We start from the raw sequence: 18,855 nt of genomic DNA on the forward strand, positions 1-18,855 counted from the left end.
GGGGGGTATGAAACGTATTCAATTGGTATATAAATCATGCATATACCTTTCCCGTGGAAGAGATCATGCCGAAAAAATAACTAGCAAAGCCGGTGTATAGATGAATGCAGAAAGAAGCGGACTATACCAGCGGAACGTGAGAACATTTTCATAACCTGATCTCACTTGAGCCGAACGAAAAATACCTGGTCGGGCCACAGGTATTTCTGCTTGCCGTACCCACCGGTTATCGGGTGCGATGAAAATATAGTTATACTCTTATGCGGTTCAACATCAAAAACTACCCCACAATGTCCGTATGGTATACCTAAATACGTATTCCAGAATTGCACAAAATCTCCGGGACGTACATCTTCTGCCTTCAGAACTTCTTCGCCTTTACGTGCTTCAACTAATGATGTATGGACTCCCTTTATAACCGGTGACTGCTGTATTAATAACAACGGTATATCTTCACGGGTAATAATCCGGATCTTGTTCTCCTCAGCTGTTGTTAACGGAGTAAATTTCTCAATGACTTTAATAACAAACTCTGTGCACACTACCTGCTTGTAATCCGGAGCCAGCGTTCTTCCTTCTGCATTTACCAACTCAAGAATCTGTTTATTGCGCACGGGTATATTCTCAACATCGCTTACTTCACCGGCATTCAGAATTTGTACCGGTTGTGTGTTGATCCAATAGCAGGCAAAATATACCCCCGCTCCTGCTACCAGAATTAAAAGTGCAATGAACAAACTGCGCTTCATCATAAAAACAGGTTTATGCTATAGAGGTATACTACAGATTACTTCACAATCGTAAACTCCACTCGCCTGTTCAGCTTGCGTGTGTCTTCGGTAGCGTTGCTGGCAACCGGTTTAGTTCCGCCCAATCCTTTACCGGTAATGCGATCGGCTGCGATACCTTTACTTACCAGGTAATTCTTGATGGTCTCCACGCGCTTTTCTGACAGCTCTTTATTCAACGCAGGATTACCGATGTTATCCGTATGACCGGTTAATTCAATCCTGATCGCAGGATTATCATTCAACACTTTTACCAGTCGCTCAATCTCCGGATAACTTTCCGGAAGCAGGTCAGCTTTGCTGCGTACAAAGAACACGTTGTTCAACGTAACCGTTTTTCCAACCTCCAGGGGTGTGAGGTATAAATCGCGCTGCACTTCCTGATAGGCTTTTACTTCGCTCAGATCCAGGTTACTGCTCTCGGATAAAAACTGTTCCTTCTCCGCCAGGAAACCATAGGCTTTGGTATAGGGCAACACCATTTTATAGCTGCCATCTACAGGGTTGGATTCTGCGCTCCCTATATCTTTACCGTTGGTCAAATCATGATACGTAATCGTGGCCCCTATCGGCTGGCTGGTCGTTTTATTATATACTTTACCGTGCACAATTACCACGGGCTCCGGTTGCGCTTCCTTCACCACGCGTATACTATAAATATCAGCACCGCCCTGGCTCTTGTCGTTCGATACTATATACGCTATATCTCCGGATGCCGGCACGCTATAGTATGCATCCCAGTTCATGGTGTTAACGGATGGACCGAGGTTCTGCGGCTCGGACCAGTTCTTCCATGAATCGTCCAACCGCCTGGTAACAAATATATCATTACTGCCATACCCGGGCTTGCCGTTGGTTGAATAGTATAATGTTTTACCATCGGCAGCGATGGTCGGTGTTATATCTTTACCATAGGTATTGAGAACCGATCCCATATTTTCAGGCGCTGTCCACGTACCGTCCGATTGCAGGAACGATACATACAGATCGGTACTGCCGTATGTAATGTCCCGTTCGATGGATGAGATCAATACCTGCTGATCGGGCGAAAGTGCAAATGAGACTTCGGTAGAGTAATTATAGAAATTATCGATCACAAGTTTCTCCGGCAGGCTCCAACCCGTGCGCGTACGATGCGTCATGGATAAGCCTTCGTATTTGTTTATCGTTCCGTTGCTGCTCACATAGTCGCCATTGATAAGAAGCGAGTTGTTGTCGGGCATAGCGTTCACCACGAAGTCTGCTTCACGCGTATTTAAGGGTGTCCCTATATTTTTTCGCGGATTCCAAGTACCATCCGCCTTGCGTGTGGTATACCATATATCAGAATTTTCGGTACCGCCTGCATTAGACGGATCGTTCTCAACAGCATAGTATAGTGTTTTTCCATCGGCACTGATGATCGGCATAATATCATCATCTTTTGTATTAACAGCCGGCCCTAAATTATCTTTGGTATAATTGACCGAAGCATTCGGCACGAGGTTCAGTTTGAAATTCTGTTTTACTACTATATAGTCAGCTTCAATTGCTCCCTGGTCGTACAAGGCATAGCCTACAAAGTTTCCCCAGAAGCGTACATTGGAAAGTGTAAACATCTTCTGACCGTTGAAGTAAAAATTGGTAACACCACTTTTCTTTTCTACAGCCAATGTGTTCCCGGTCGGTGATGGTGCCACTACAGGCGATTCATTCTGATAGTATAGATAATCGGTTTTCTCACTGCTGTTTTCACAAAAGATAAGGCGACCGTCCGGAGCAATAAGGTAATAATACCATTTATTGTTTTTCGTTTTACGTGTATCCGCGAAATATAGCCCGTAGGTAATATTGCCGCCTGCGTTCTTCTTAATCTGTGTTTCGATGTAGAAATCTTTATCAGGATCGACCGGGTAATCGTGACTCACAAAGGCGCTCTCGCTACTCCTGTTATCGAGCACCAGTTTGCCGTTAGCCATATATATATTTCGCGAGCTGTTTTCCTCAAGTCCCCACAAGTTAGCGTTGTTGTTGAAATCTTCGCGTACCAGTTCCTGTTGTGCATAGACTGGTATAGTTACACCAATACAGACAATGAAGTATAAGAGGCGGAGCAGCATGATGATGGTTGTCTCAATTGAAGTACTAATAATACGAAAATTTAACGATGCGGTTAGACTGAAATTTTCCGTTACCTGCGAACGCAAAAGACCGCGTTTTACTTTAATGACATCAATTCAGCCTGCTGTTTTTTTGTGAGGCCGGAAACAACCAACTGATACGAATCATCGATCCACTGCTTCACCAGTTTATCGGGTATAGAACCATCCATCAATACGGTGATCCAATGTTTTTTATTCATGTGATAGCCCGGCTGCACCGATGGGTACTCTTCGCGCAGTTCAGCACCTTTCTCAGGATCTACTTTCAGATTTACACTTTCAAAAAACTCTACATCCGTAAGGGCAAACATCTTCCCCATCACTTTATACACCAGTGTGTTTTCACCGAACGGAAATTCTTCGGTTACTCCTTTCTTTCCTATGCAGTATGCGCGATAATTTTCAATGTTCACTTACAAGCGTGGTTTAATGACCAGCTTGAAGATAAGATATAGCACACCGATTAAAAAAATGAAAATGGAAATTTTATTCACACCGTGCATCATGCGTATGTTGATGTTATTGGGGCGTGTTTGATCTTTTTTGCGGAAGAAATAATTTCCAACTTCTCCCAGGCTAAAGAATTCTTTCCATCCTGATTTCTTCGGCTTATTTTCATGCGCAGGTGCTGCGCTGTTTTTAATCTCTTCCATGTCGTGTCGTTGTTTTAGAGCAACATCAGTTCATTGTCTCAAGTTCAATCCAGTCGCCATGCTCACGAATCAGGTTCACCAGTTCGTCAACAGCCTGTGCTGTCGGTACATTTTTCCGCACTACTTCTTTTCCCTTGTATAACGTAATTCGTCCGGGACCAGAGCCTACATAGCCATAGTCTGCATCGGCCATTTCACCCGGGCCGTTTACGATGCATCCCATTATACCAATCTTCACTCCTTTCAAATGGCTGGTGCGTGCGCGTATACGTGCCGTTGTTTCCTGCAGATCAAACAACGTTCTTCCACACGAAGGACATGATATATACTCTGTCTTCGATATACGGGTACGTGTGGCCTGCAGAATACCAAACGCTGTCTCATTGATCATCTTGTCTGAGCCACAATTCTCGGCTGCTATAAAGACACCATCGCCTAAACCATCCACAAGCAATCCGCCTAAATCCGTAGACGCATAGAGCTGAAGCTGCTCTGTTGTTAGATCAGCATACGCTCTGCCAATGATCACCGGCACATCACAACCTTTGTTGATCAACTCCACAAACAACCTGCGCTGTTCCGCCATACCATGTTTGTTATAGGTATCGACAAACAACACAGAAGTCTTATCTTCTTTTAACCGGGCAATCAACGTGTCGTTAATATCCGGAAGACAAGCGTAAATAAAATTAGCCTGATCCGACAGTTCTACTCCGGCTATATATTGCTCTGCCCGAACGAACGGGTAAGCTCTGTCTTTGTCTTTCTGTGTAAGCCAAGTCTTGTGATTGTAGATCAACCCGAGTGTGCCGGGTATTTCAAAATCAATCGTGCGATCACCCAGAAATATATAGTCACACGCCATGTCCGTAATATTCCATTTGTCCAATGGAACCGAATACTGATATCCCAACGCAAAAAAGGACGCAGCGGTAATTTTTTCCTTCGCAGAAAAATCAGCAACTACACGCGGTATCAAGTGTTCAACACCACCAATATTAAGTACCGGTCGCGTAGGTCTGCGGTTGTATTCGAACGGAGTGACCGGGTAATTTTCTACAGCAGGAATAGGATTGTGTATCGCGCGATCATCATAGCGCTTGGCCAACGTATAGGCTACCGGCACTTCGGCTTCCGGTTCTTCCGTAAGTGATACCCGAATGGTATCGCCCAAACCATCTTCCAGCAAAGTACCTATACCTACTGATGATTTTATACGACCGTCTTCACCTTCACCGGCTTCGGTAACACCGAGGTGTAACGGGTACGGCTTCAGTCCTTCTTCATCCAGCTTTTGTACCAGCAACCGGTACGCTTGCACCATTACCTGTGGGTTACTGGACTTCATCGACAATACTATATTATAGTAGCCTTCGTCTTCACAAATGCGAAGAAACTCCAGCGCAGATTCTACCATTCCCACCGGACTATCGCCATAACGACTCATGATACGATCGCTCAGCGAACCGTGGTTGGTACCAATGCGCATAGCGGTGCCATACTCTTTGCAGATCTTGATTAGTGGTACAAATTTGTCGCGGATGCGTGCTAGTTCAGCCTGGTAGGTTGCTTCGGTATACTCAATTGTCTCAAACCTTTTTTTATCGGCATAGTTACCGGGGTTGATGCGTACTTTCTCTACGAGGCGTGCCGCGAGTTCGGCAGCGTTGGGCGTAAAATGTATATCGGCTACCAGCGGAACGTTATAGCCACGTACCCGCAGTTCTTTTTTAATCTCTCCCAGGTTCTGCGCCTCCTTCATGCTGGGCGCGGTAATGCGCACATACTCGCAGCCAGCCTCCACCATACGGATCGTCTGCTCCACCGAACCCAGCGTGTCCATCGTGTCAATTGTTGTCATCGACTGGATGCGGATGGGATTATTACCGCCCATGGGAACATCACCGATCTTTACCTCTACTGTTTTTCTGCGACTGTATTGTACGATGCTGTTGCAGTATTGCTTGAATGAAGCTATGGATGAATTCACAAAAAATAGTTTAGTGCAAAATTAACGGTTTATCCGTTATTCGTTAGTCCGTTACCAGTTATTAGTTGCGCGGATGGCGATTCGCAAGAATCTATTTCTGCCAGTCGTAACCGACTGAAAAGTAATTAAATACAATTGCCAATGCTTCCGCTTTTTAAGTAAGTTCGGTACACTTTTATAAAACTCTCCCGTTATGAAAAATGTTTTACAAAAATTGTCAGCCGTGCTGGGAGACCAACGCGCACGATTCGTTCCACAACGCGCAATTATCATCCTGTACCCGGTGTCGTACAATGCCCACCGTTCACCACCTCCCTTTTAATCTTAAACACCACCTGAAGTCTGTAGGTTGCGCACACTTTAAATCAACCTTCTGAAAAATTTCCGTTGATTGATATCCCCGGCTATACCTGGCAACAGGTAAACTTCTGCCACTTGTCTTCATTTCGATTCCAACGCCCCATGAGTAGCTCACCGCAGCAGGTATATAGTCTGATACTATAACTATAGTTACTGTTTTCAGTCTTTACAGGCTATACCGATGACCTTCACAATGATATTGATGCTATCGCTTGTGGACAATCCACTACATTTTGCGCGCCTCTATACAGCCGGAAGAATACTATAGCTGGCAACGGTATCTATATACTATATCAGTATTCCGCGGCAGAATCAGGGTATGCTATAGTTCTGTAAAGGGGTAATTTCCTGCTATTCGGCTATATTATAATCGGTGTGCTGTTTATAGGAGCAACATTACCGGATAGCGACTACAACAACGGCAGCCATACAGCCACCGCAACTAAAAATGGTTGCTGTGCGAAAATAAACTTCCCCACCGGAGGTTGCTATGGCCCAACTTTTGAGTAAGTTAGGTAGAGCTATAATCTATCACTTATGAAAGGTATTTTTACCCCGATTTATCACATTCCGTTACTGCCGGCTTTGTGCGTTTTTACCGGCATAATCCACTATGGAAACACATCCGCCCCTATACCAACCTCTTCCCGTGCAAAATTGTACGCTTACCATCAGTCCATTTTTAATATGAATGTCTAAAAGTTGCTTTGGTTTTGATCAACGGGGGCTTTATTTGGTCGTTGATTGACATCCTGCTGCACCGGCAAACCGGGCAGTTTATGTATAAACAATTATTGTAAATCCTCTCTAACAACCTAACTGTATGGAAAATCCGCCTATGCATACGTATATAGCCTGATGCTATCACATCTGTAAGATGACGAGTTCGGCCCCAACCCTCTCTGCCGCTTACGAAAATAAGTTCCGGTCTGTCCGGTGGCGGTATACCCGCAAAGAATTCATATACTACATATTGCTATACATTGTGTCCATAACGACATGAAAAGATTATTCAAAGTGCTTGCAGCTTTCGGGCTGTCTTGCTTGCCTCTTGTTACCATACATGCGCAAACATGCGATGGATTTAAGATTGAGTTCAATAGTGGACTGGGATCGGGATTGGTTGGCGAAATCGGATGGGGCCAGGTGTGTCCCAATATGTTTGAAAGCTCCGTTCACTATACGGTTGTGAGTTTACCCGATGGGTATTCCGTTGACGATTACCAGGATGGAGAAGAATGCATCCGAATACACGGTGCAGCTCAGCAGAGCGGTCTTCTTCACTTTGTTATTAAAGCAAATACAACCGGTGGCTGCGAGTATACGATTGACTACACCAAAACTTTTCAGTGCCCACCGGTCGGGTCGATCAATCCTACAAACTCCATGCTTCCCGATGCAATAAATGGAAAATTCTATAGCCAGGATTTTAATTTACAACTGCCCTACACGGTTGAATCGGTGCGATATGAAATGGTAGGCTCTATACCCGGACTTACACTTCAAAGTGGTTCCAATGAGACATCCGCATTCTTATCTGGTGTACCAACTACAGTCGGAACCTATAAATTCAGAGTTCGTGCTATACTGGGCGATAACTGCGTAACGGGTGATCAGCAGTATACATTGATGGTGGGTAACACCGAATCGGTAAAATCACTTATCATTTACCAGCTGTGCAACCGAACCAACTTTGTGCGCAACTGGCAGATTCACAATCCCAATAATTTTGCAGTACCGATGAAGTGGGAGCTGTTATTCTATACTGAAAATGCCGTAACCAGCGTAGATGCCTTTACTGCCGAACCGGGCGATACTTACTTTGAGACACCAAGCACGGCCAATCCGAATACCATTCAGATATCGTGGTACGATGGTGTGAGTTCCGTGCAAAACATCGAGAAGTCATCTTTTGTAGGACTCTGTAATCCTCCTACCTGCGTATATGCATCCAACGTTGTTAAATATACCCTAGGACTTAAGAAGAGCGGAGAGACTCTGTCCGTTGAACAAAATTATGGTACGGCTACCCTGGGCGAACCCGATGCCAACGATGCACCCAATGCTGTCGGTAAATATTTAACACTGGGATATACCGGCTTTGTGGTGCTGCAGTTAAGCAGTGTACTGATCGATCAACCCGGTAATGATTTGGTTATATATGAATACTCAGCCGGCAATCCAGCCTTTGGCACGTACCCGGAACGCGCAGAAGTATTTGTCTCAAAAGATGGCGAAGAATGGATATCATTAGGGATAACAAACCCGGCTACGTGCCAGAGTAAACTGGACCACTCGTTTGATCTTTCCGGAAAAATAGATTGGTGTCGTTATGTACGCGTGCTTGATAAAACAGACCGGCATGCCAAGGTACTTGATCCGGTAACGTGCGAAGTTACGTCTGCATGGGCGTTCGATGATAACTCCGATGGTTTTGATCTTGATGCCATTACCTGTGCACAAGACAGCGGTATTCCTGTATTAGGTACCGAAGGAGACGTGAGCGCCAATACCTATATATTATCTCCGAACCCTGCGCATCATTGGTTAACGGTTGATCTCTCCAAAGATCAATCTATAGCTATACCAGCCGACAGACGCGTAGAAGTAAATATTTCCGACATCAGTGGCAATGGTGTCTACAAAACTATACAAACCCTGCAGGGGGATGGCGTAGTAACGTTAGAGGTTAGTGATTTGCGGGCAGGTATGTATATACTAAATGTACGTACCGGAATATATTCTTCCGGTTTTTACAAATTCATGAAACACTAAAAGTTGTTATCCGTTAGCCGTTTTATCATTAGCGGTTAACAGTTACTATAACAACAATCTTTGTGTGTCATCGAAGCATCTCGGTAGTCTTTAGATCTATTTATATAAATCAACACATAACCTCTGTACAGATACAGAGGTTTTTGTGCTTTTTCTTTTTAAACAATAATCAATAACTAAATCCAATCATTAATGATCCACCTTTAACAACTAAACGTATGAAAAACCCCCTGATCCAGTTGTCCATCATCTTCTGTTGTCTCATTTGTTTTAATGTACTTGCCCAGCCCGGACATAATCCTGGTGATCCGGATTTACCCTGTAACTTTGAAATAGCGGCCATCTATGGAGAATCCGGACATAGTCTTGTCGGTGAGTACGAGTATTATGGAATCTGTTCTGTGCATAGCGAAGAGTCTGCCATAGCATACGAGGTGCTACATATACCTACCGGCTATACCATCCAGAATTATACCCCTGGCTCTCCGTGTATTGAAGTCTGGGGCTCAGCCGTTGAAACGGGAATACAGAGTATAATTATAGCGGCCTCTACGCCTGAAGGATGTCAGGACACACTTACCATCACGCATAACTATCAATGCATGACAACCGAGCGGATTGCTCCGGAACCTGCTGCTGTTAATCATGGTGCTGTTAATCAATATTACAATCAACGATTCTTCATCGAGTATACCCCTTACCCACTAGGCCTTCCCTTTCATTTCAATATCACGAGTGGCTCACTTCCGCCAGGACTTGTCTTATTGGACAGTGGGTATTACGATACATTTCTGCGAGGTACACCCACAAGAGCCGGTGAATATACCTTTACATTGCGTGCTTATCTTGGTAACAACTGCACTGCAGTAGAACAGGAATATACTATTGTGATTGATGAAAATCCTGAATGCGCATATTTCGATCTTTATGTTGCTTATTCTGAAAACACATACGCAACCGTAGGTATACCGGAATACTATAGTATATGCGGTGGCGGTGCGGAACCTGTCCAATTCACCGCAGTGAGTTTACTGCCCGGATATACTATATCGTCATCGGGTTCAGCATGTGGTGACCTGAACGGAACCGTAGAGGAAGCCGGCACATTCAGTATGAAAATAGCTGGTACAAATTCACTGGGATGTACGGATACGCTCACGATTACCAATACATGGACGTGTGCGAATGCGGAGTTTGATCCGTATGAATTCCCCGCCTTCCGGGTAGGACAAGATGTTCACGAAGGTCTCTTGTCTACCCCGCAATCATCTTTAGGTGTTCCTGTAAAGTATGAAGTAACAGCAGGCACTCTTCCCCCCGGACTCTCTTTGGAGCCCGGCATGGGACTCTCCTTTTATGACGGCTACCTGAGTGGCGAACCGACCATGCCCGGCATATATACCTTTACCATACGCGCCTATCTCGGAAGTAACTGTGCAGGATTTACCCGCACCTATACCGTGCAGGTAGTCGGTGGCTATGCCCCGCTATCACTGGTACTCACACCGCGCTGCGCAGACAGTATAGCGGTAAGAAACTGGGAGATCTATAATCCCAATCAAAATGCCTATATACTTGTCAATTGGGAATTGCTGTACGAACCTTCTTATCAGGGAACACTGGTGGTACCTCCGGGATATACTACTTTTCAAACTCCGAATATTATACACCCGAATACAATCCGCATCAGTTGGCAGGACGGCATCACGGGAACCAAAACACTTATACGCGGAGCATCGTCAGAACTTTGTAATCCACCGGTGTGTGTTATCGGGGCAAGTATAATTACCTATCACCAGGGCTTTCAGAAAAACGGTCAAGCGGTACCTGCACAATTCAGCGATCCGCTGCAGGCACTCGGTGAACCCGATGCCAGCGATAGTCCCAGTGATCCGCCACGACATTTCGCACTCGGGTATAACGGATTTATAGTATTGGAATTAAGCAGTAACCTGTACGATCAACCCGGCAATGATCTTATTGTACACGAGATGTCGTTTGGTGATCCGTCCTTCTCAAGTCATCCGGAACGTGCGGAAGTATTCGTTTCACAAAATGGGACACAATGGGTTTCAATTGGAATAACCGGATATGTACAGGATTGCAATGCTCCGTTGGACAAAGCATTTGATCTTGCAGGTAAAATTACCTGGTGCCGGTATGTGAAGATCGTAGACAAAACAGATCGACATGCGCGGATACTCACGCCTATAACGTGTGCCCCCACCAATGCATTTGCGTTTGATGGTTTCACCAATGGTTTTGATGTAGACGCTGTTACCTGCGGAAGCTATACTTCAACACTGGCATCGGCCCGCATCGCTTCAGAACAATCCTCTGCATCTACGGCAACAGAATATATACTATATCCGAACCCTGTAAACGATTGGGTAACCATTGATTTGTCTCAAGAACGCGAGTTGGTATCGCCTGAGAGTAAAGAAGTACAAGTGGACATCCGCGATATGAGTGGTCGATCGGTATATACACAACTACATACGCTCGATCCTGATCTGAAAACAAGATGTAATCTGTCTGGTTTTCAATCCGGCCTGTTTGTATTGCATGTGCGCACATCGCAAGGTGCACGCTTCTACAAACTGACCAAACAGTAACCTATAAAAGTATACTGCCGTGGTATACTTTATCGCGGCAGTATACTTTTATATATCGCCCAGCTGCGGGCGAATAATAATCTCCTCAACAACGCTTCGTCCGGATAAACTATAGGCGCTGTAAACTGTATCGGCTATATCTTCCACGCTCATAAAACGTTCCTCCGGGATATTTACACCTTCCCAGCTCGCAGTCAGCGTAGCACCCGGCATGATAGCGGTTACGCGAATATTAAAGTTCTTCAACTCTTCCCGTAAGCATTTACTGAAACCTAACAGCGCAAATTTGCTGATCGCATACGACCCGCCATTCGGATAGGCTTTAATACTGGCAATGGAACACATGTTAAAGATATACCCGCTCTTTCGCTCGCGCATGCCGTGCACCAGTCCGCGCGTGGTATAGTATGCACTGTAAAGATTCGCGTTGATCATACTTTCAAGCGTTCCCTCCGCTTCCGTGGCAATCTCTCCCGGAATAAAATAGCCGGCATTGTTCACCAGCACATCTATAGGCCGGTTAAGATGCAGAACGAAATCTATAAACTTCTTCACATCATCCTTCACCGCCATGTCGGCTGACTGAACATAGACTTTGACGGCATGACGTTGCTCCAGCACAGTCTTGAGTTGCTGCAGATCGTCTTCGTTACGCGCACAGGCAACGACATCAAAACCCTGCGCTGCAAATTTTTCAACAATGGCTCTTCCAATGCCTTTGGTTCCGCCGGTAACAACAATCAGTTTATTCATGAAAAGGATTTCACACGCAAATATGGGATATACTCCTGTAGGTAAGACATTTAACACCGATTGGGCTGTTTTTCTGATCTTTACCGCCAGCGCTGCAAATCTGAAACTTGAAAGTTAAAAATCCTTATACTGCGGATGTTTTAATTTCAATTATCTTAGCGAGATAATGAGGGCGTATGCTTAACGTATGATAACGGAGATTGGTAAGTACTTTATTTTTTTAGGACACCTGTTTACGAATCGTGAGTCGTTCAGAACCTACTATCATCTTATTCTTGAAGAATGTATTGCCATAGGTATCGGTTCGCTTTTTCTCGTAGCGCTGGTATCAACCTTCATGGGCGCGGTAACCACCGTACAAACAGCCTTTAACATGGTGAGTGATTTTATACCCGACTACGTTATTTCGCAGGTTGCCCGGGAGATGATCGTGCTCGAACTCGCGCCCACTATTATTGCCGTGATCTATGCCGGTAAAGTTGGCTCCAGTATGGCCAGCGGTCTTGGTACCATGCGCATCACCGAACAGATCGATGCACTGGAAGTAATGGGTATCAACTCCATCTCTTACCTTGTGCTTCCAAAAATCATTGCATCCCTGCTCATGTATCCGCTCCTGGTGATCATCGCAGGTTTCTGTGGTATGCTTGGTGGGTATCTGGCAGGAACACTTACGGGCGTTATCACACCGGCCGATTATATATTAGGACTTCGCTCCGGCTATAATGAATTCACCATCACCTTTGCGCTTATCAAGTCCGTTGTATTTGCATTTCTGGTTTCGTCTATCTCTTCATACAACGGATACAATACACAAGGCGGTGCACTCGAAGTTGGTGTATCCAGTACAAAAGCAGTTACCAGCAGTGTAATTGCCGTACTGATTTCCGATTATTTGCTGGCTCAACTTTTACTTGGAAAATGATCAAGATACAAAGCATAACCAAATCGTTTGGCGACAAGCTTGTACTCAACAATGTAAGCGGTACGTTCGAGAAAGGTAAACCCAACCTGATTATCGGTGCCAGTGGTACAGGTAAAAGTGTATTGTTGAAATGTATTGTCGGGTTGGCAAAACCCGACATGGGACAAGTATTTTTTGATGGTCGTGATTTCTATGCAGGCGATCGTGACTTAAAAATAGAAGTGCGCAGAGAAATCGGTATGCTCTTCCAGGGGGGCGCGTTGTTCGACTCCAAGACCGTTGAACAAAACGTAATGTTCCCGCTCGATGTACTCACCCGCATGAAGCTCGATGAAAAAATCGAGCGCGTTAACTTTTGTCTCAAACGCGTAGGACTCGAAAACGTAAATAAGAAAATGCCTTCCGAGATAAGCGGTGGTATGAAGAAGCGTGTAGGCATAGCACGTGCTATCGTAAACAATCCGAACTATCTCTTCTGTGACGAACCCAACTCCGGTCTTGACCCACAGACTTCTGTATTGATCGATGATCTGATCCAGGACATAACACAAGATTACGATATGACCACGGTAGTCGTTACACACGACATGAACTCCGTGATGGGTATAGGTGAAAAGATCATGTTCATCTATAAAGGGCAAAATCTTTGGGAAGGCAACAAGAACGACATCACACACTCCGGTATAAAAGAACTCGATGACTTTGTTTTTGCCAACAAGGTTATGAATAGTCTTCGGGAGAAGTAATTTTTCTCTTCCAACATTCTCTACTTTGCTATAGAACAGCTGCAAATATCTGTCATTCAAATGCATATTGTGAAGTATCACCGCTATATATAGTATATTTACGTATTAATACGGACAGGCACTTCTGTATAATATCCATTCAACATCCGTAATAATACGCTTGATTCACCCACCGCCCTCTTACTAGTTTTGGCGCACGCAGGTGAAAATTTGTTAGGAGTTATCGAGAGAACTTTTCACGCCCTGCCAATCGAATTCATGTGAAACTACGGATCTCACATGAACTCATATCATTACACATTTTTAAATCTATAGGTATGCGTAAACAATTACCCATTGTTGCCGTGGTTCTGCTATTGTGGAACTCTGCATGCAATTCCGATGAATCCGGTGTGACACAAATCCAACCTCAAAACAAGATCACACTAACAGATCTCGATCATGAGCCTGCTGCGAAAGAATTAGTTTCAAAGCTTCAAAGCCAAGCAGCGACAGGAAGAGTCAGCGCCATTAAAGTCACAGATGCATTCTTTAAGTATGAAGACCTTGACAGCGGCATCTGAATTATACATTCAAACTACCGGATGACTCTCCCGACTATTTTGAAAACCTGGTACTCTCAAAATATAACGATGGGTTCTACGGATTTGTATACCGCTATATTCCCGAAGAAGATTACAGTGATGACGCGGAGTTCAAGGGCATACTTCAATTGTATAACCTGGAAGGCGGACTTATACGAGAACTTCCGATACCCTTTAACGACAGTATCTCTGCCAGTGGAAGAACACAACTTATCAACCAGTGCATACGAAGTGTAGAACAGACATGCGTTACAACCTACCAAGTAGAGACCGTAACAGACTACCCATGCCACTGCCAGTACGATCGCAAAACAGAGGTAAGTAAGGTCTGCACCTTTTCATTTAATATGGGCTGGTGCGATGACATGATCGCTATCCCTCCAGCGGGTGGCGGTGGCACATATATAGGAGCAAGTGATGCAACGCCCCGCAGCGGAGGTTCAGGAGGAAGTACAAGCACGCCTAAGCCGGTGAAAAGCAATCCGGTAGTGGTAATTGTCCCTGAGCCCGGCTTTGACGATATTACTTTTAACAATGTAAAATCGCCTTGTTTGGTAAGTGTAATTAAAAACTTACTACGCGATGATTTTAAAAATAAAATAAATCGTGATGCTAAGTATTGGTTTGTTGATGCGGAGGTAGCACAAAATTTAGATTTCAAAGAAGTAAATATCATACTGGATAAAAATGACCAACCAGTACACGCACAAACAGCACCTCCCAATCTTGACAAAGATCATAATACCCATATCGAAATAACCTTAAACGCCTCAACTCTACCAGGAACAAGTGAACTATTTCAAATTATTGCAATCTACCATGAAACCAAACACGGCATTTTCAATATAAGAGAAACCTATCAAAATAAATCTCAGAAGGAAAAGCACGAACTAATGTCATCTACTTATGAAACTCAGTCAATGATTGATGTTGTATCAGAAATTTATGGCAAAAAACTAAGCACGGAAGAAACCCAGCAAGTAGCAGCGCTCTGGTTGTATAATTTCAAAGACGCAATTGGATCAATTAACTTCCAGCAGTCAATGAGCAAATGGAGTTTAAGTGAAGACAAAATCATCCAAATTGGAGAAAAAGAAGAACGAGTCGTCAAGGTCAATGTGGGCGGAGTTCAAAAGATAAAAAGTATTGGAGGTAGGAATTGCTCTAAGGATTAAGTAACAAACAAATAATTAATTATGAGACTATATATTAAGATATTTCTATCACTCATGCTAATTAGTAAGAGTGCACATTCACAATTAAGTGTACAATTTCTTAATGAAAGCGGCAAGGAAGTTTCACCGGAGCTATACTTCAAATTCAAATTACAGGATACAATTTTCAGCAAGCATGAAGGAATTAAACTAAAGAATTTTGCTTCTGTGAAATTTGATATAGACAGAAATGGTCTTGTTGATAACATCTTTTTCTCTGCATTAACAGACTCGTTACTGAAACCATATATCATAGACGTTTTAATGACAACTAATAATCGCTGGGTTATAAATCAAAATGGAAAAAAGTTTAAGAAAAAAGTGACACTAATTTTACCAATGATATTTACACTGCGACCACGTATTGAGCAGAAAATTTCTACCAGAATAGATGTTCTTTCAGAAAAACCGTTTGAAGACATTGAAGTGGAAGCCACTGGTTTATTTCAATTTGAAAAGAATGATCGCATTCTGTATTTCGCTCATAAGAACCCTTTAAAATATTTTGGTATAGTTCTGAATCCTATAGAAGTAAGAGTGCCATACGATCCAGATGCAAATGATTACTGAATGAATAAGATAGCATTCCGCAAAATTTGAAATTGAGACAAAAGGAGATTAATAGCTATCAATTTGCAAACATGGATGAGCTAATTCAAATAACAGATCAATATCGCAATGGCACCAAAGGCCACTCGTGCCTTTGAACAATTAAATTTTACAATATGAAGTCAATATTAATCCTTAGTCTCATTCTTACCACTGCCAGTCATGCAGGTAGAAGCGACAACTCGAATTATCAGAATAATAAACTAACAAAAGAATTCATTTCGTTTATTAAGAAAACTAACTCATTGGAAGATCGACTCCTATTAGTGGACAAACCTGAAACAAGGGAATTCAAGAACTGTCTCGAATGGATTTCGCATGATTCTTCCATCGTTGGCTCCGCATCGAGAGAATTCATAATCAAAGCCATCGATCAACCATCTTTAACTTCATGGACTTCAGAACTAACAGGAACACCTTTTTTTATATCTAAAGATACCATTAGCAACATATTTACCGGAGCACGGCCTAGAGGTTGGGACTATTTTAACAAACGATATGGCAGTCATTATTACATTTTCTCATCTCCTGTCTTCTTTAACAACGGAACAATGTGCCTATTCTATATTGATTATCACTGTGGAGAGTTGTGTAACGAAGGAAAGATACGTCTATATAAAAAAGATAACCATGGGTGGAAGGTTTTGAAAGAATTCTGTTCATGGATGAGTTGATCCTTATTGATAAATATTATATCCATACCACCAAACCTGTAAAGAATCCAGTTATGGCGATTCCAAAAAATCGATGATACACTATTTTTCACCCACCATTTTTACAGCGGGCCGCACCGGCTTCTTCATTCCTTCACCTAAATAATATCCAACATGCGGAGGTTGATTATAGGCTACATTCTGCCAAACTATACCAAGGCGGTATACCGGGTCGTGCATCAGTGTAGTGAAACGGTATGTTGTAGGTATCGTGGTGGTATATATATGAAGTGCTGTATTATCGTTGGTGCGCCAGATCACTTCTTCACGCCAGTCGCCAAAGAGGTCTGCGCTTAGCACGGGCGTTGCTTTGGTTCCGTTGTTGGCGGTACACTCTTCTGCGGTTAACAAAGGCTGCAGTGTACTGCTCTTCCAATCCCATTTGGAAATTATATTCTTGTCGAGCAGCTCGCGTAGCAGGTCGCCATCCCACCATACGGCAAAATTACAGGCACCCGGTTCCTTCACCGCGATCTTCTCTCCTTTTGCATTGAACAGCCCGGTAATGTTCGCCCCGCGCACCCAACTCTCACTTCCCTTATACCGCGGGTCTATGTCAAATGAATTGCCACGTCCAGGACCTTCACCATCATCACCAGCCTTTACCGAAGGCTTTTTCCAAAGTATCTCACCGGTTTTTGCGTCACGAAAATGTGCTCCGGCATCATCAAATCGTTCCTGTATATCAAATAACTCAAGCCCCGGACGATCAGGATCAAGATCAGAGAAATGAAGCGCGTCACCATGACCAAGCGCTGTAGAGTATAGTCCTTTACCAGAATCGTCAATCACACAGGCGCCATAAATGATTTCATCTTTACCATCGCCATCCACATCACCAACACTGAGATTGTGATTACCTTGTCCGCGGAATTTACGATTCTCTTCTGAAGCATCACTATCAAACGTCCATACCGAACTCAATTTACCATCACGCCAATTCCAGGCGGCCAGCACCGTGCGCGTATAGTATCCACGCGCCATGATCAAGGAAGGACGCTCGCCATCCAGGTAAGCAACACACGCGAGGAAACGATCCATGCGATTACCATAACCATCTCCCCACACTTCTTTCAATTGTTCAGTCGTAGGATTTTCCGTATCCGGATGCCGCGGAGGTATATAACGTGTTGTAGCCAGCGCTCCACCCGTAACACCATCAAATATAGTCAGGTACTCCGGACCTTTTAATATATAGCCACCGTCATTAACATAGTTTGCATTCGCATCACCGATCACTACACCCTTACCGTCCTTTGTACCATCGGCCGTTTTACAGGCAACTTCAGCTTTACCATCACCATCCAGGTCATATACTATAAATTGCATATAGTGCGCACCCTCGCGAATATTCCTTCCAAGATTAACAGACCACAACAATGTCCCATCCAGTTTATAGGCATGAAGAACGGGTTCATCCGTTATACCCTTATGAGAATTATCGTGCGCTTTCCCCGTCATGTGAATTACCAATTCATATTCACCATCACCATCGAGGTCACCTACCGATCCATCATTAGGCGTATATCCTTGCGGAGTTTTCAAAGGCACCGTGAGATACTGTCCAACAGCGTGGCTAGCCGCCATCGAAAAAGATTTACTCGCAGCCTGCTCCATCTTATTCACAACAGCACGAACAAACCATTCATTGGTCTTTGAAAGATCTGCCGTCTCGTCCACAAAGAACGTTACATCAGCAACCGGCTTCTTATTCAGCTTTAAAGTTTTACCATCCGTAATTCTATATATATTAAACACAACATCATCCGGATCATCTATCAACAACCGCCAACTCACAAAAACCTTTTTCATATCCTGCCTCACGGCCACCACCCCTCTCCCAATATCCTCCATATACCGCTGAGCAAAAACACTCGTACTCATTAAGACCAGTATACCTATAATCCCCAACCTATACATATCTTATCGCTTTATCTCAAAATATACCTCCACAAACATCAACACCTCAACACATCTAACATACACACG

General features: G+C 43.8%; 15 protein-coding genes. 8 read left to right on the forward strand and 7 right to left on the reverse strand.

Annotated features, from left to right (window positions below; all coding sequences use genetic code 11):
* Window positions 1-161 precede the first annotated feature (161 nt).
* The 5 genes from ACFQ21_RS03635 to ispG form a co-directional block, all read right to left on the reverse strand.
* Window positions 162-752: a hypothetical protein gene (locus ACFQ21_RS03635; RefSeq protein WP_377574983.1), complete on the reverse strand. Its 591-nt coding sequence runs from the start codon at window positions 750-752 to the stop codon at window positions 162-164.
* Between the two features lie 35 nt (window positions 753-787).
* Window positions 788-2,887 carry an OmpA family protein gene (locus ACFQ21_RS03640; protein ID WP_377574986.1) on the reverse strand — a complete coding sequence of 700 codons (2,100 nt, stop codon included), beginning with the start codon at window positions 2,885-2,887 and terminating at the stop codon, window positions 788-790.
* 98 nt (window positions 2,888-2,985) lie between these two features.
* Window positions 2,986-3,342: an MmcQ/YjbR family DNA-binding protein gene (locus ACFQ21_RS03645; RefSeq protein WP_377574989.1), complete on the reverse strand. Its 357-nt coding sequence runs from the start codon at window positions 3,340-3,342 to the stop codon at window positions 2,986-2,988.
* Window positions 3,343-3,582: a DUF6728 family protein gene (locus tag ACFQ21_RS03650; protein WP_377574992.1), complete on the reverse strand. Its 240-nt coding sequence runs from the start codon at window positions 3,580-3,582 to the stop codon at window positions 3,343-3,345.
* 25 nt (window positions 3,583-3,607) lie between these two features.
* A complete protein-coding gene (gene ispG, locus ACFQ21_RS03655; protein ID WP_377574995.1) occupies window positions 3,608-5,572 on the reverse strand; it encodes a (E)-4-hydroxy-3-methylbut-2-enyl-diphosphate synthase in 1,965 nt (654 codons plus the stop codon).
* Between the two features lie 193 nt (window positions 5,573-5,765).
* Between ispG and ACFQ21_RS03660 the strand changes: the two genes are divergently transcribed.
* The 3 genes from ACFQ21_RS03660 (at window position 5,766) to ACFQ21_RS03670 (ending at window position 11,322) form a co-directional block, all read left to right on the forward strand.
* Window positions 5,766-5,894, forward strand: a complete 129-nt coding sequence (locus ACFQ21_RS03660) for a hypothetical protein (RefSeq protein ID WP_377574998.1) — start codon at window positions 5,766-5,768, stop codon at window positions 5,892-5,894.
* Between the two features lie 1,037 nt (window positions 5,895-6,931).
* The gene (locus ACFQ21_RS03665; protein WP_377575001.1) at window positions 6,932-8,707 is read left to right on the forward strand and encodes a T9SS type A sorting domain-containing protein; all 1,776 of its coding nucleotides are present in this window, start codon (window positions 6,932-6,934) and stop codon (window positions 8,705-8,707) included.
* A 218-nt stretch (window positions 8,708-8,925) separates the two neighbouring features.
* Entirely contained in the window at window positions 8,926-11,322 is a 2,397-nt protein-coding gene (locus ACFQ21_RS03670) for a putative Ig domain-containing protein (RefSeq protein WP_377575004.1), read from the forward strand.
* Window positions 11,323-11,370: 48 nt separating this feature from the next.
* Here the strand turns inward: ACFQ21_RS03670 and ACFQ21_RS03675 are convergent, their stop codons facing one another.
* On the reverse strand, window positions 11,371-12,075 hold the full coding sequence (locus ACFQ21_RS03675; RefSeq protein ID WP_377575007.1) for an SDR family oxidoreductase: 705 nt from the start codon (window positions 12,073-12,075) through the stop codon (window positions 11,371-11,373).
* Window positions 12,076-12,265: 190 nt separating this feature from the next.
* On the opposite strand from ACFQ21_RS03675, the gene ACFQ21_RS03680 reads away from it, so the two are divergent.
* From ACFQ21_RS03680 to ACFQ21_RS03700, 5 genes are all read left to right on the forward strand, one after another.
* On the forward strand, window positions 12,266-13,000 hold the full coding sequence (locus ACFQ21_RS03680; RefSeq protein WP_377578250.1) for an MlaE family ABC transporter permease: 735 nt from the start codon (window positions 12,266-12,268) through the stop codon (window positions 12,998-13,000).
* Window positions 12,997-13,746, forward strand: coding sequence for an ABC transporter ATP-binding protein (locus tag ACFQ21_RS03685; protein WP_377575009.1), 750 nt, complete (start codon window positions 12,997-12,999; stop codon window positions 13,744-13,746). The genes ACFQ21_RS03680 and ACFQ21_RS03685 overlap by 4 nt, the downstream gene beginning before the upstream one ends.
* A gap of 317 nt (window positions 13,747-14,063) precedes the next feature.
* A complete protein-coding gene (locus tag ACFQ21_RS03690) occupies window positions 14,064-14,309 on the forward strand; it encodes a hypothetical protein (RefSeq protein WP_377575012.1) in 246 nt (81 codons plus the stop codon).
* 368 nt (window positions 14,310-14,677) lie between these two features.
* Entirely contained in the window at window positions 14,678-15,505 is an 828-nt protein-coding gene (locus tag ACFQ21_RS03695) for a hypothetical protein (protein WP_377575015.1), read from the forward strand.
* A 21-nt stretch (window positions 15,506-15,526) separates the two neighbouring features.
* On the forward strand, window positions 15,527-16,114 hold the full coding sequence (locus ACFQ21_RS03700) for a hypothetical protein (protein ID WP_377575018.1): 588 nt from the start codon (window positions 15,527-15,529) through the stop codon (window positions 16,112-16,114).
* A 794-nt stretch (window positions 16,115-16,908) separates the two neighbouring features.
* Here ACFQ21_RS03700 and ACFQ21_RS03705 read toward each other — a convergent pair.
* On the reverse strand, window positions 16,909-18,786 hold the full coding sequence (locus ACFQ21_RS03705; protein ID WP_377575021.1) for a rhamnogalacturonan lyase: 1,878 nt from the start codon (window positions 18,784-18,786) through the stop codon (window positions 16,909-16,911).
* Window positions 18,787-18,855: the final 69 nt, after the last annotated feature.

It is taken from the genome of Ohtaekwangia kribbensis (assembly GCF_042676245.1).
Lineage (GTDB): Bacteria > Bacteroidota > Bacteroidia > Cytophagales > Cyclobacteriaceae > Ohtaekwangia > Ohtaekwangia kribbensis.

Bases quoted from the DNA above. Each gene is read 5' to 3' on its own strand.
- ACFQ21_RS03650 (WP_377574992.1), bottom strand. From the start codon at position 3,582: ATGGAAGAGATTAAAAACAGCGCAGCACCTGCGCATGAAAATAAGCCG.
- ACFQ21_RS03665 (WP_377575001.1), top strand. From the start codon at position 6,932: ATGAAAAGATTATTCAAAGTGCTTGCAGCTTTCGGGCTGTCTTGCTTG.
- ACFQ21_RS03675 (WP_377575007.1), bottom strand. From the start codon at position 12,075: ATGAATAAACTGATTGTTGTTACCGGCGGAACCAAAGGCATTGGAAGA.
- ACFQ21_RS03635 (WP_377574983.1), bottom strand. From the start codon at position 752: ATGATGAAGCGCAGTTTGTTCATTGCACTTTTAATTCTGGTAGCAGGA.
- ACFQ21_RS03660 (WP_377574998.1), top strand. From the start codon at position 5,766: ATGAAAAATGTTTTACAAAAATTGTCAGCCGTGCTGGGAGACCAACGC.
- ACFQ21_RS03700 (WP_377575018.1), top strand. From the start codon at position 15,527: ATGAGACTATATATTAAGATATTTCTATCACTCATGCTAATTAGTAAG.
- ACFQ21_RS03705 (WP_377575021.1), bottom strand. From the start codon at position 18,786: ATGTATAGGTTGGGGATTATAGGTATACTGGTCTTAATGAGTACGAGT.
- ACFQ21_RS03670 (WP_377575004.1), top strand. From the start codon at position 8,926: ATGAAAAACCCCCTGATCCAGTTGTCCATCATCTTCTGTTGTCTCATT.
- ACFQ21_RS03640 (WP_377574986.1), bottom strand. From the start codon at position 2,887: ATGCTGCTCCGCCTCTTATACTTCATTGTCTGTATTGGTGTAACTATA.
- ACFQ21_RS03695 (WP_377575015.1), top strand. From the start codon at position 14,678: ATGGGCTGGTGCGATGACATGATCGCTATCCCTCCAGCGGGTGGCGGT.
- ACFQ21_RS03685 (WP_377575009.1), top strand. From the start codon at position 12,997: ATGATCAAGATACAAAGCATAACCAAATCGTTTGGCGACAAGCTTGTA.
- ACFQ21_RS03690 (WP_377575012.1), top strand. From the start codon at position 14,064: ATGCGTAAACAATTACCCATTGTTGCCGTGGTTCTGCTATTGTGGAAC.